Below are 14,097 nucleotides of genomic sequence, written 5' to 3' on the forward strand. Positions count from 1 at the left end.
AATATTACCACCATTTAGAATGTATTTGATATTGTATTTATCCGAGAAATTATAAAGCACTGCCCCGAAAGCATGGTCCTGAGGAATATCTATATGAGGCACTCCCGACTTAAACCAAGCCAGTTGAAAGTCTCTCATTTCATTCCAATTGATTACTTCCGTGAATAGATCTAAGTTTAACTTGTCTACAAGCTTACTTATATTATTTACAGCCATTTCGGAATTCCATCCTCCGTCGACATGGAAGACAAGTGGCCTTAATCCAAATTCTTTGACCATAGTATGAAGCATATAAGAACTATCAACTCCACCGCTAAGGCCAAGAATACAATCAAAGTCTTTGTTTTTATTCTGCTTCTTAATCTTAAAAGCAACAGACTCAAGGTATTTTTTTCCAGCTTCATCCGGGAACCAATTCGGTTTCACATGATTTTCAAAATCCCAATATATGTTCGAAATACCATTTTCATCAAAGGTAACATCTGGAAGAGTTGAATCGATTACTGTTTTTGAGCAAATTTTATAATTAGAGTTCATGTATTGTTTTATTTATAGAGAATCTATTTCCTGTTATTTTTCTTTAAATTCATTCACAATGTGTTCCAAAAATTGAAACGTCTCTTCCGAGCATTTATTCCATGTATATTTTAAAGCTAACTGTTTCGCTTTCTTCCCAACATTCAATCTTAATTTATCATTTTGAATGAGCCGCTCTATTGCAGAATATATTGATTCTACAGATTTAGGGTCGAAATAAATACCTGCATCTTCCAAAACTTCAGGCATCGGTCCTTGATTTGAACAAACAATCGGTAAACCCATAAGCATTGACTCCATCAGCGTAATGGGCATATTCTCTACACCTGAAGCAAATACAACCACATCCGACTTAGACTGAATTTGAGGTAAATCATTATGTTCGACTTTTCCAAGAATGAAAATGAATTCCTGATTTGGATCATATTCTTTTGCTTTCTCTATAATTAATTTACCAAATTCTGATGAACTATCCCCAACTAAGGTAATGCCAATTTTGAATCCTTTTTTACGCAAGAGATAGATTGCTTCTAAAACTTGAAAATGATTCTTATACTCCAAAATTGGAGAAATATATATACAGTTAATTTCATTATTCTTTAGCGATTTCTTTTGAACTAAATTTTTATTAAATTTTGAATCAATTCCATGATGAATGATTTTTATACGAGGTAATCTTCCCGTATGTTTTTGGATTATTTCACTTGAATAATTTGTTAAAAAGATAACTCCATTAGCATTTAGAAAAGAAACTTTCTGCACATAATAGAGAACCTTAAGGCGAAGCCAGGCAAATCCAATTCGATACGAGCGAGTCGAACCTTCTTCAAAATTCAATAAATCCTGGCTCATTGAAACATATGGTTTAAATGCCGAAATCGATCCTGCATCAGAATCAAACATCAAATCACATCCGAAACGATGTGCTTCCCTTATTAGGGAAAATCTTTGCCATACTAATTGGAATAAAAGAGATCTCTTTAAAACCGGTGGGGAATGTTTTATTAACCACGGGAATTCAGGAATATTATCTAACAATTCTGGGTAAGACCAAAGGTGTATTCGCTCAATTCCATGTTTTTTGAAATTGAAATGAGTTAAAATTCCAATGATATGATTTACTGCCCCTCCTGAACGGTTTCGAGAAGCATCGATACCTATAATCATACTAACGACAATCCATATATATTAACAAATTTTAAAGTTATCAAATTTATTTCTCGTAACAACCAAGCCAACTTTCTCCACCAATTTTAGAAATTGTGGCAGAATATTTCTGATTGCGATTCAATGGAATTCTGGTCTCCTTGGAAATCCCCAACTTTGATTCTAAAATCATCGAGTCATCAACCAAAAACCGGTTACTATAATTAGCATCCCTAACCAAAAAATACTTTACTCCTTTTTCTCGCAAATAAGTGGTAAAGTAAGTAAACCCGTCACAAGAATCAGCAAAACGCATCCAGTCGTCAGAAAATGGTCTTCTCTTCGAAAATACTAACGAAGTATGATTAAATAAAAGCTTAGAATTATCGGGCATACTTTCATACGACATCTCAGACAATCCATAACCAAATGCATTTTCCCTCATCATATTTTTCCGATTTGATAACGAGAACAATCCAGTTACTAAATTAATACCAAAATATAAAGAAATAAGTAACACAATCAATCCTTGAAAAAAAATCGGAACTTGAATGAATCTAATTAATTTTTGATTCTTATCCGAATGTGAGATACTTAATAAATATATAGAAAGTAAAACATAACTCTCTAAATAAAAACGTGAACTTTGCTGCAAAAAAAATCGAGTTAAGAGGAGATCCAACAAAAAAAGCAGAAACAATCCATGTATTCTTTTATTTTTGAGAATATCAAAAACTAAAAGCAAAACTAAAAGAGATGCGCCGATAAAGGTTGTTCCAGGCGATTTGTAATTTGGAAAAAACAAAAAAAAAGGAAATCCAAGAGAGGTATCCTGATAGGATTTCAAATAATCTTTAAATTTCCCTAAACCAGGGATGGTTCCATTTAAAGGATCAATCGCACTATAGAATACACTTACCCCTAAGTATCTCACCCGATAATAAGCAAACGGTAAAATAATGAGCAGATATATTAAAAGGAAAAAAAACGAAACTAAAAGGAAATGTTTTTTCGATTTTAAATTAAATACTAAAAACAAAAATATAACTGCAGCATAAATCATAAAGGAAAACTTTAATGATATCGAATAAACAACTGGAACTAGTAATATTAAAAGGATTAAACTATTTTTGCTTTTTAGCTTTTGATATCGATATATAGATACGAGTCCATAAGACATGATTCCAAGTGGAAACATTTGCATTTTTGAAGAAGATACAAGAAAAATCAAAACAGGAATACTTAAAAAACTTACCTTGATTAACTTCAAAACTTCTCTATTTAATTGCCCCAAGTTTGCAAATCCTCTTAGAATTAAGAGAATCCCCACAAACTGAAGTAAACTTGAAAATTGTTCGGCCCCAAGATTTAAATAAACTAATCCAAAAATCTCTCCAGAACCTAACAAACGCTCATGGAAAAACCCTAAGTCTGGAACTATATTATTTTCATTTAAGAAAATTAAAGGAACCGATAAATGATAGTTCAGGGAATCCGCATCCGTCGGAGGTGAAATAGCTAATAAAAAATAACCAATCAAAATGCCATAAATTAAAACATCAAAGCGCTCAAAGTTACGAATTTTTTTAAGATAAAACTTTCTAAGTTCATACAACTTTTTAAGAAGTATGGGTAAATATACAAATCCAAACAAACAGGTAAATAAACCAATTAACTTTACCTGCGCCGGACGAATCACCTCAAACAGAATGAAATAATTCACTAATATCGATAGAAAGATAAACCCAAAAACAAGTTGATTTAGAAACCTTTTCGTTAGATTAGAAAAACAGCCTTTTTTGTAGATTTTTCCTAGAAGAAAAAACAAAACTAAACCAAAAGCGGCAACACCAATTAACAAAACTACCGACGTTAAAAATGATATAAAGGGGTGAATTATCAAATCGTTTAAATTTTTGTACATAAATTCTTATTGGATAATTTGTTTATGGGGACAAAAGAAAGACGGACTGATTCAGAATTAATTATACTGACTTCAATTTAGTGATTTAAAATCAGAAGAGACTTCATGGCTTATTTAATTAAACTGAGATTCTGCACTCCAACCGTTGAAATCGCTGCTACACCTATCATCACAACGCCAATAGCCCAAAGAGAAAAACGTTCGAGGTTGGTGATATGTTTTTTACCTCGAAACAAGATAAAGATAGCGATTGGCGCTATTGGTAAAAAAATTCTCGGGTAAATTGCTGCGATCCAAAATGTTGTATTGTAAGAAACCAGAAAAAGAAAATATACAAAGCCAAATACCAGTTCCACACGATAGGCTTTTAGGTCCCTATTGTTTTTATGATTCACAAGCAAATAAATTAAAGGGACAAGTGAAACCAGAAAATATGCCCAAAGTTTTACTTTATTTAACAAACCAGTATCCAATGAAACTAAACCTTTCAGAAGTATAAAAAATGGGAAGGAGACGGGTAACCGAGAATCCCAATCTTTTTTCTGATAGTTATTGTAATTAGCAAAAGAATCACCTAACATTAGATTTAAATATAAATGATAAGCAAAAAAAACTAAACAAAAAGAAAGAGTTATAAAAAAGATTTCTTTAATCTTTCGATTCAACAATAAATCTAATCCAATTGCAAACAGGAGAAAAATACCCAAGGGTCTTACAGTATAAGATAAACCAATCAAGAAACCAATTAAATATAGATTATAATTTCTACGATAAAGGAATATAGAAAGAAAAACGAATAATAAAAACGTCGGTTCACTGCCACCAATTAATACTCTTTGAATCCAATCGATAGAATATATATTAAAACAAATGGCTACAAATTCATTGTATAAATTCTTCAGAATTGAGAACAACAATCCCGCGGAAATCAAATTTACAAATATTAACGATAAATCAAAATTTACAGTTGTGACAGTTGAAAAAAATAAACATATGATCGGATAACCCCAAAAAACAACAACATCCTTAACTTCTATAAAACTCCCAGATAATATCGCATTAAAAATTTTACTAAAGGGTGAGTTGTCGCCGAACCGCTCCATTTCATAAAAAAAACTCTCCCCCCAGGCCCTATATAATATAAAATAATATAAAAAAACGGCTGCGGCTACTAAAACAAAGAAGGTAAGTTTACTTTTAAATTTCATGTTTATATACTTTTAAAATCCGACTTTTATCAATCTTATCAACAATCTACGACAAATGTAAAAAATGCAAAAAAACCAGGACGATTAACTTAACAAAAAAAATAGGTTTTCTAACAAAAAGACTAACCAACTCCATCAACGGAATATGTCTTCCTTTAACAATAAACTGCTTAAAGAGCAAATATTTTCTAACTAAAATCAAATTTTGGATTAGGTGTTTTTGTTTTTTATAAAAATCCCTTTTCTCTAAAGTTCTTTCCATTACCTTGATCTCTCTAAGTAACTCTAAACTTTTCTTTGAAGAAAGATTATTTTCATGAATGCGATAATATGCCAAAGTCCGACTATCATAATATATTTTATTATCTTCAGATAGTCGTAAAAATAAATCAAAGTCACCAACATGGTTAAAATTTTCGGAAAATGGCTTTTCCTCTGATTTCAGTAATTTTCGATCCAAAACGACAGTGAGAATTCCTATATAATAATCATTTATTAATTCTCCAGTGATATGACCGGATTTTTTGTTAAACCGTATTGCCCTTTTTAATATCTTGGACTGGCGATTAATCAAATAATAATTCGAACTTACTAAAGAGTATTCCTTCTTGTTTAAAATTGCAATGTTCTCATTAAGTTTGTCTGGATGCCAAACGTCATCGGTATCCAAAAATGCAATATACCTACCATTAATCTTCTCTAAAGCTAAATTTCGACCGGGATATAATTTTGTATGTATAGGCGAATAATAATATTTAATCCTATTATCTGAATAGGATTTTACTATCTTTGAGCTTTCATCGGTAGACTGATTATCCCAAAATATAAGTTCCCAATGAGGATAAGTTTGGTTTATTACGCTATCAATTGCCTCTCTTAAATACTCCTGACCATTGTAGCAGTTCATTATAACGCTTACTACAGCGTTTTCATTATGTTGGCTAAGCATTTTTATAAAACTGAATTGTTTCCTTTAATCCTTCATCTAAAGAAACTTTGGGCTCCCAATTTAGAATTTCCTTTGCCTTGGTGATATCTGCATAGAGTTCCATATTTTCTCCCACTCGATAAGGAACTTGTCCATAGATCGGCTTACCTTTGCCAACTAACTGTACAATTTTATCAATCATACTTCGTATGGAGATTTTCCTTCCTGATGCTAAATTGAAAATCTCTCCAACAGCCTCATCCGAATCCAACATACTAAAAATACCATCCACTGTATCTTGAATGTAACAAAAATCGCGAAGTTGTTCACCATAAGATGTTGGAAATTCTTCATCCTTTAAACATCCTTTAATGATCATCGGTAGAAATCGATTATCATCTTGTCCGGGCCCGTAGGTTAAAAATAATCTGGCAATGGTTGCAGGAAAGTTTTCACTTTTATGGAGCATTTGCAAAAAATGGGAACCTGCAGTTTTGGCAAACGAATAAGGGGAAATCGGTTTTTCCCTTATAGATTCCATCTGCGGAGCTTTTGCGTTCCCATACTCATCACTACTTCCTAAAAAGATAAACCTTTTTAGTTTGGTTCTATCTAAATTTGAAACTATCGAATATAAGGAATTTAAGTGTTGTTGAATGACCTTTTCTCCACCATTTTTATAATGAGTATGGTCAATATATCCTCCCGCATGAATGATATACTCAAATGATTCTTTTGACAGTATCGATTTGATTGACTCCGTTGAATTCAGGTCTGCGAGAATAGACGATAAATGTTCGTTAGTTTGGATTTTTTTCTTATGGGATACACATGTGACATGAAGGCCTCTTTTAACACCTTCAGTTACAATATGGGATCCGATAAAGCCGGTCCCACCAAAAACTAAGAGTTTAGGATTGTCCAAGGAGCCTTTCCATCTTGGTATAATTTTTCTAAATGATCTTTGTCTCTTTTCGTATCCATACATTGCCAAAAGCCATCATGTTTGAATGCCATTAGTTCATTATTTTTTGCAACAGTCTCTAATGGTTTTTTTTCAAGAATAGTTTGATCATTTTCAATAAGATTCAAAAACGCCGGTTCCATTACAAAGAAACCGCCATTAATCCAACCCTGAGTTGTTTGCGGTTTTTCCTGAAAACTTTTCACGCTACCGTCATGAATCTCCAATTCGCCGAATCGCGCGCCAGGATGGACTGCAGTTACTGTTACCATCTTCTTATGAGATTTATGATAATCTTGGAGGTTCTGCAGGTTAACATTTGATAAACCATCCCCATAGGTAACCATAAAAGTTTCATTGCCAATTATATCTTTCATTCTCAGCAACCGACCACCTGTCATTGACTCTTGTCCTGTATCAACAAGAGTCACATTCCAATCAACGGCTGGTGAATTGTAATGTGTGATTTTTCCAGTTTCTAAATTTACAGAAAAATCTGAATTTAAGGAGCGGTAGTTGAGGAAATACTCTTTTACAACTTCAGCTTTATATCCAAGAGCTAAATAAAAATCTTTAAAACCATATAAAGCAAAATGGTTCATTATATGCCAGAGAATCGGCTTTCCGCCAATAGGAACCATCGGTTTCGGAATCACGTCAGTATATTCTGACAATCGTGTTCCAAAACCACCTGCAAGGATAATTACTTTCATTCGTTTACCAACTATAGTTAATTTTTGAGAGATCTAATCTGTCAGCTTCCAAAGGATCGTGCAGAATACTAGAGATGTTTAAAACTAAATTCTTTGGTGAATCAATTCCTTGAAACCCAAACCAAATACCAGTTGGAACAGTAATTCGGGAATAATTACTTTCCCCAATGGTTTCAGAAACAAACTCTTCAGAGTCTGAATTATAAAAAACAAATTTTACATTCCCTATTGGAACAATCAAATTCATAATCATCTGATTGTGACGTTTCCATGCTTTAATCGCACCAGCTTCAATCCAGGAAAAATAAGCTTCCCCAAATCCAAAAAAACTTGGATCTGAATTTTTTAAACCATGGAGAACATTACCACCTGCGGTCGGAATTTCTTTTAAAGTTGTAACTTGAATTTCAGATAAATTCACGTAGCCCACTCTAAACCCTTATTTTTCGCAAACTCTTGGTACTGTTTAATTTGTTCCACTGTAGTATCGATAATGTTATCTGGTTTACTGTAATAAGTTTTGTACCACTCAGCAGTAAACTTAACTGTATCTTCGAAACCCATAACTGCAGTCCAATTTAACAAAGCTAAAGCTTTATCACAGTTCAACTTTAAAAGCCCTGACTCATATGGACCTTTAAACTGGCTGGAAACATCATTCCACTTAACTAAATCCCAATGCAAAGCCATCTTTTTCACTAACGTAATTACGCTATGATTTTGATTCGATAAAGGACCAAAATTAAACGGTTCACCATGTAACTCTGAATTTGAATATAAATATGCACCTAACGTTAAATAACCGCTAAGCGGTTCCAGAACATGTTGCCACGGTCTTGTGGCATTCGGATTTCTTAAGTCAACTGTCTTCTTCTGAGCCCACGCAGTAACACAATCCGGAATAATTCTATCCTCTGCCCAATCTCCACCACCAATCACATTTCCTGCTCTTGCGGAAGCAATCCTTACCTTACTTGATGATTTTGGAAAATACGACTTTATATGAGATTTGATTGCTAATTCGGCTGCTCCCTTTGAAGCACTATAAGGATCTGGTCCACCTAAGGCATCGTTTTCCCTATAACCCCAAATCCATTCCACATTATCATAACATTTATCACTAGTTATAATTACAGCAGCACATGGACTATCATACTTCCGTAACGCTTCTAATACATGAAGGGTTCCTTGAACATTTGTATTCCAAGTTTCCATCGGATCATTGTACGATTTTCTTACAAGAGACTGAGCAGCAAGATGAAATAGATAATCAGGTTTAAAATCAAGAATTGCTTTTTCAATAGCCGAGCGATCCCTAATATCTATCCTTAAATCGGTAATTGATTCTCCAATATGCCCTACTTCAAAATGGGAAGGTGACGAAACTGGATCAAGTCCTATTCCACAAACCTCTGCACCCATTAATTTTAACCATGTAGTTAGCCACGCACCTTTAAAACCGGTGTGACCAGTTACAATAACTCTTTTGTTTTCATAATGTGATTTTATATTCATATTCAATTTATAACAGATTTAGAGCTCTCTCCTAATTCAAATGTATTGATTATCATTTTTTCCGTCGGTTCACAAAAAAAATCGGATCTTACTTTTTGTATCATTTTGATTCTTTCTTTCGAATTTGATTTTACCTGTCGTAAAAGCCTTTCCTTTGCTTCAATAAAACTATTAACATCATAAGCAACATCCCAAAGTATTCCCTTACAGAATTCAGGAAGGTAGGTATAATCAACGAACCCATTTTCGGCAGCTACAATTACCGAAAGTCCACATGCTACTGCCTCAACTAAGGATCCTGATGAGGAACCAATCACCAAGCCGAAATGAGGGAACAAATCATATAGATTCTCGTAAGTAATATAATGCGGTTCAGGGAGCAAGTTTTCAAATTCTTTAACATTAGTTGAAGGATGGAATTTTAAAGCCCATTTATCATTTTCTTCAATGGGTATTTCTTTCAACAATTCAAGAATGAAAGAATTACTGTCAGGAAAATAGGAAAATAATGTTAATACTTTAGTGTTTGCAGAAGGAAGAATCCCTAAACTAAATAGCTTAGCGTATCTCAAAGAAGCTCCAACTTTAAATAAAGATTGATGATCCAAATAAAACTTTCCATTGACCAAAATTTGGTCCGCCAAATGTTCTTTTATTTCGTTCGGATCAAAATATATATTCAATAACTCAGGAGGATAAAGGAATAACTGACAGCCATAAATTCTAACTTCAGCTTTTGACTCTCTCAGTGCCCTATTGATACATTTTTCGTATGGTTGGCCTTCATTCCATTGAATGAGTTTAGATCCCGGAGTGATTATTTTAGCTAATTTTTTCCCAAATAAATAACGAACCGTTCCAAAAAAATTTGAACCATTCAAATCAGACCAAAAAAAAAATCTTGTCGTTTGATCCGTTTCTTTACCCAACTTACTGAAATATAAAAAATAAAACATATAAAATGGGTAAAAGAGTAAAGAGCAAAACAATTTTATAAAATCGAAAAACCCCAATAGTTGAAATTCTGTTAGAATATTCTCTTCAGACTTATCGAGTGTATTAAAAACTTTCCAATACAATGTAGGACTAAAAGAACCATAGAATCTTGGTATGATTACATATTGAATGTTTTTGGATTCAAAATGTTGTAATAAATTTGGGAAATAATCCGAGAGGATTTTTTGTCCTTTTTCAACATTTGCCAAAACAACATAAGAATCAATGTATACTGTCTTTAGATTTGTAATTTCAAATCGTAAACTAGATAATAAATGGACGAACTTAAGAAGAAGAAAGGCTAGAAAATAAAATCCAACAACTAGGTAGTATTTTATTATTTTTATAACGAGACCAAAGGAAGATATTCTTTGCCCAGAACTAAATTTGAGTTTGGATTCATAGGCACCTATTTTAGAAAAAAAGAATGACGTAGAAAAAATCCATGACCTTTTGCAAAAAACAGATAATTTACTTAGATTTTTAAATACTTCTTCTAGGTGCGACGGAATCAAATCAGAATTCATAACTTTAAAAATGCTTATAAAACGAAATCCAGCCGGAATTTTTTTTAAGAATCATAAAACAATTCCTAACAACTGGATTTTATAGTTCGATTAAATTTATTTTAGAATTCGGAAACTATCATAGCGATGTTCCAACTCCTTCATTTTCTCCATTCCCAAAGAATTCATAATCGCTCGATCGTTGGAAAAATAATTCCAAAAAATGTCTTCCTTAAAAGTTTCCTTATAAGAATCCTTTATCTTAGATGACTTCGGAAACTGATCCTTAATGATCGACTCAGCCAAAACATAATAACATTCGCCTAAGTTCTCCGCAGGCTCTCCAACTGGAGGTAAACCTAGTTTCTTTCGAAAAACATTAATATATGCAATGTTCTTGTGGCGATATCGATAGTTAGCATCGTCTAGTGCAAAAATCGCCTTATCATTAACTAATTTTAATGCAGATTCCAATTCAGGAACTAAAACATCCGAAGTATGTTCAGAATCGAAGAAACCAAAATCGATCGATTCTTTTTTTTCGGCGAGCATTGGTATTCCCAATTCGTTTGACGTACTCAAATATCCGATATAAATCCAGTTGTCGTGTAATGCTTTCTGAAAAATCCGCTGATGCGTATCGCATATAATAGATCGAATATAAGAAAGTTTGTTTTGGTTCGTATCCCAAGTATACAGCTTCTTATTGTACTTTAAAGCAAAATAAGATAAAACGATTGTACTTGCACCACAACCAGTTTCCACTATAACACCCGTTGATTCTGACCTAACAATATTAGATGAATTCAAATCATCGTATATTGCCAAAAATTCCGAATCTGGAATTGAATTGCACCAGCGTGGCATCATCCTTTTAACCGTTAAAAGGTAGTTTTTCTCATCGCTGAAAATTTGTTCTTTTTCTCCAAAATAAAAGTCGTACATAGTATCCCCTATTAAATAAAATCTCCACCGTCAATTTTTATGTTTTCGCCTGTTACAAAATCGTTCTCAAAAGCTAAATTATAAATTACTCTTGCAACGTCCTCCGGAGTCCCGATCCGCCCAAGTCGTACAGACTTAGCTCGTTCTTCCATTTCAACTTCAGTTTTCTTTAGCACCTGCGTATGAAACTTCGATCGAATAAATCCTGGAGAAACACTATTAGTAAGTATATTTTTATGAGTATAATACTTCGCAAGATGTTTCACTAAATAAAGAATTCCATGTTTTGCCAGTCCATAAGAAAAACTATTTTTTCCACCACCATATCCAGCGGAGGCCGTCGACATCAAAACAATCCGACCGTAACCTTGAGATTCCATATTTGGCAGTATCGCCTTTAAAACAAAGGCTACTGATGTTAAATTGATTTCGAGAGTTTCACTAAAATCTTTATCAGTAATTTTCTGAATACTATCTTCAGAGTATGCGAATCCATGAAATTGAATGAAATGTGTGATTCCCTCGCCGGCAATTACATCATTAATTTCGCTTAACGATGAGTGATTTAGAAAATTAACGGAGTGAACCTTTACTTTTTCATTACTACTTCGATAATCAGTGTGTGTAAGTAAATGTAGACTTTTTAAGTTAGGAATTTTTAAAACTTTTTCAATGAATGCCTGTGCCAAATCACTATTTGCTCCACTGATCAGTACATGATAACTATCCATAGTATAAACTCAAACTTTTAAAGGCAGAAGCTAAGTATTCTTTTTTTTCAATCTGCATAGGATTTATGATTTCACCAGCAACGAACCCATCGTATTTTTTACGTTTTAATACATCGGAAATTTTTTTATGAGTTTCACTATATTGGTTTGATGGTATTAGCAAACCAGGATCACTTACCTGGCAATGGCTTATGTATGAATAAAAATCCTCAACCAAATCCGATGGTTCATCATTTTCAATAAAACTTCTAACATCTAACTGAATTTTGATGTTTTCAAAATTGTTTTTTTCTAATAAAGATAATACTTCAGTAAAATAATTCAAATATTCACATGAACTTGGATGTAATGGCTCTACACTTATATTAACTCCAGGTGAGTAGGAGTCAATTTCACTTAAAAACTCTAAGAAAATCTGATTGCAGTCTTCCTTTTTTTTTCCGTTTTTTTTTCTCGCCTTGGGAGATCCTAATACTATATCCTTGCAACCTAAACCAACTGCTAAGTCTATATACTTTTTAAGATAATCCAACATCTCTGCTCTTTTTGCTTCTGATCCAAATAACTCTAAATCTTCCCGCGTAAAAGTAAGCGAATGTAAGGCGGAAACTCGCAAAGAGTTGACCTTAAGCAAATCATTCAACCAATCAAGTTTCGCCTTAGAGACAGTAGTAGGTTCCTCCCAGAAACAATTTAATGCTAACTCCACACCTCTAAAACCTAGTTTGGGCAATTCGCTTAAAAATTCTCCAAGAAATTCCTCGCCCTTAGGCCAGATAATATTTGAAATCGATAAGTTCACGAGTTTTAAACTACTGCACAACCTTTACACGGATGAACTAATTGACGATTTCCACTTTTATGAGCACTGCGTAGGTTCTCGTATCTTTCCATTCTCCATAACTGCGAAATGTTATGATCTGGAAATTTTCCAACTTGAAGATTCGATTTATAATCACTATCACATGGATTAGTCAATCCATCCTGCCATATAAACATTCGGCGAAATAAATCAGAACATGCTTTGGTCTGGCCATTGGGTTTCGCCTCATAAATATTCTCCCAAGGATTATAGTTTACAAATGCTACTTGATCAACAAGGCCACCCCAAACTCTTTCCATAGAGTCAATATCTTGTTTTTCCGTCACCTTTACACCGGATACACGGGTAATAACAGGTAAATCAGAATAATCTTTTTGTCGAATTGATTGAAACATTTCGATATTTTTTAAAACCTTATCAAGTTTTCCATTCACTCGTAGTTGGCTATACAGCGGTTCCTCTGCGGCATCTGCTGAAAATACAACTGTTTTAACCCCTCCTGACAAAAGAGCATGAACCTTTGATTCAGTTAAAAGAGAAGCATTTGTATTCACTTTAAGGTTTAAAAATTTTCCCTTAACGTATTGTAACATTCCTTCTATTTCTTTTGCTAAAAGTGGCTCACCTCGTGAGGCAAGAGAAAGAAATTCGATATTCCCATATGCTTCATCAACAATTTGCCGAAACAACTCGAGCGACATTTGGCCCATCCCTGGAGTTGTTTTTTTAAAAAAATTAACATCTGTTTGATAACAGAAAACACAACGATAATTACAAATAGAAGATGGTTCGATTTGTAAATAAGGTGGGTAATTATCAATTCGTTCTAATTGAGGGAATACATCATAACGATAACGGTGATAAAAGAATCGCAACAGTTCTTCATCACTGTATGTATACATTTCTTCCGCAATGAACGGAGTAATTTTAAAAAGAACATCATCTAAATCTGATTTTAGATCAACTAAAACAAGATTTAAAACCTCTACAAAATTTTCCTTTTTGTGAACCGAGTGGGTTGTATTTAACTTCCCTTCCGACCACTCACTGAGAACTCGAACAGCTCGCGTTTTTTGGTAGTCGATGATACCTGTTTTATGACTTTTAAAGTCTTGAAAGCTATGATGTTTTTTGTAAATCTTTGGGTCTATCTCTTTCATA

At 33.3% G+C, this 14,097-nt stretch carries 14 protein-coding genes; all 14 read right to left on the reverse strand.

Annotated elements, in window-relative coordinates; genetic code table 11:
• Window positions 1-426, reverse strand: a 426-nt coding sequence (locus EHQ49_RS00005; RefSeq protein ID WP_279638109.1) for an adenine nucleotide alpha hydrolase family protein, incomplete at its 3' end; no start/stop codon positions are given.
• 144 nt (window positions 427-570) lie between these two features.
• A complete protein-coding gene (locus EHQ49_RS00010; protein WP_135575105.1) occupies window positions 571-1,704 on the reverse strand; it encodes a glycosyltransferase family 4 protein in 1,134 nt (377 codons plus the stop codon).
• Between the two features lie 46 nt (window positions 1,705-1,750).
• A complete protein-coding gene (locus tag EHQ49_RS00015; RefSeq protein ID WP_167482968.1) occupies window positions 1,751-3,406 on the reverse strand; it encodes a DUF1420 family protein in 1,656 nt (551 codons plus the stop codon).
• A 311-nt stretch (window positions 3,407-3,717) separates the two neighbouring features.
• Entirely contained in the window at window positions 3,718-4,815 is a 1,098-nt protein-coding gene (locus EHQ49_RS00020) for a hypothetical protein (protein WP_135575107.1), read from the reverse strand.
• A gap of 46 nt (window positions 4,816-4,861) precedes the next feature.
• Window positions 4,862-5,764 carry a glycosyltransferase gene (locus EHQ49_RS00025; RefSeq protein ID WP_135575108.1) on the reverse strand — a complete coding sequence of 301 codons (903 nt, stop codon included), beginning with the start codon at window positions 5,762-5,764 and terminating at the stop codon, window positions 4,862-4,864.
• Window positions 5,757-6,668 (reverse strand): NAD-dependent epimerase/dehydratase family protein, encoded by a 912-nt coding sequence (locus EHQ49_RS00030; RefSeq protein WP_208732131.1) that lies wholly within the window; start codon window positions 6,666-6,668, stop codon window positions 5,757-5,759. The genes EHQ49_RS00025 and EHQ49_RS00030 overlap by 8 nt, the downstream gene beginning before the upstream one ends.
• Entirely contained in the window at window positions 6,647-7,420 is a 774-nt protein-coding gene (gene rfbF, locus EHQ49_RS00035) for a glucose-1-phosphate cytidylyltransferase (protein WP_135575110.1), read from the reverse strand. The genes EHQ49_RS00030 and rfbF overlap by 22 nt, the downstream gene beginning before the upstream one ends.
• A 4-nt stretch (window positions 7,421-7,424) precedes the next feature.
• The gene (locus EHQ49_RS00040; RefSeq protein ID WP_135575435.1) at window positions 7,425-7,841 is read right to left on the reverse strand and encodes a dTDP-4-dehydrorhamnose 3,5-epimerase; all 417 of its coding nucleotides are present in this window, start codon (window positions 7,839-7,841) and stop codon (window positions 7,425-7,427) included.
• Window positions 7,838-8,935 carry a CDP-glucose 4,6-dehydratase gene (gene rfbG / locus EHQ49_RS00045; RefSeq protein ID WP_135575111.1) on the reverse strand — a complete coding sequence of 366 codons (1,098 nt, stop codon included), beginning with the start codon at window positions 8,933-8,935 and terminating at the stop codon, window positions 7,838-7,840. The genes EHQ49_RS00040 and rfbG overlap by 4 nt, the downstream gene beginning before the upstream one ends.
• A gap of 2 nt (window positions 8,936-8,937) precedes the next feature.
• Entirely contained in the window at window positions 8,938-9,864 is a 927-nt protein-coding gene (locus EHQ49_RS00050; RefSeq protein ID WP_135575112.1) for a hypothetical protein, read from the reverse strand.
• Between the two features lie 690 nt (window positions 9,865-10,554).
• Window positions 10,555-11,382: a class I SAM-dependent methyltransferase gene (locus tag EHQ49_RS00055; RefSeq protein ID WP_135575113.1), complete on the reverse strand. Its 828-nt coding sequence runs from the start codon at window positions 11,380-11,382 to the stop codon at window positions 10,555-10,557.
• 11 nt (window positions 11,383-11,393) lie between these two features.
• Entirely contained in the window at window positions 11,394-12,113 is a 720-nt protein-coding gene (locus EHQ49_RS00060; protein WP_135575114.1) for an SDR family oxidoreductase, read from the reverse strand.
• Window positions 12,106-12,915: a sugar phosphate isomerase/epimerase family protein gene (locus tag EHQ49_RS00065; RefSeq protein WP_167482969.1), complete on the reverse strand. Its 810-nt coding sequence runs from the start codon at window positions 12,913-12,915 to the stop codon at window positions 12,106-12,108. Before EHQ49_RS00065 ends, EHQ49_RS00060 begins: the two co-directional genes overlap by 8 nt.
• 5 nt (window positions 12,916-12,920) lie before the next feature.
• Window positions 12,921-14,096 carry a radical SAM/SPASM domain-containing protein gene (locus EHQ49_RS00070; RefSeq protein ID WP_135575116.1) on the reverse strand — a complete coding sequence of 392 codons (1,176 nt, stop codon included), beginning with the start codon at window positions 14,094-14,096 and terminating at the stop codon, window positions 12,921-12,923.
• Between the last annotated feature and the right edge of the window lies 1 nt (window position 14,097).

The sequence above is a fragment of the Leptospira perdikensis genome, from assembly GCF_004769575.1.
Lineage (GTDB): Bacteria > Spirochaetota > Leptospiria > Leptospirales > Leptospiraceae > Leptospira_A > Leptospira_A perdikensis.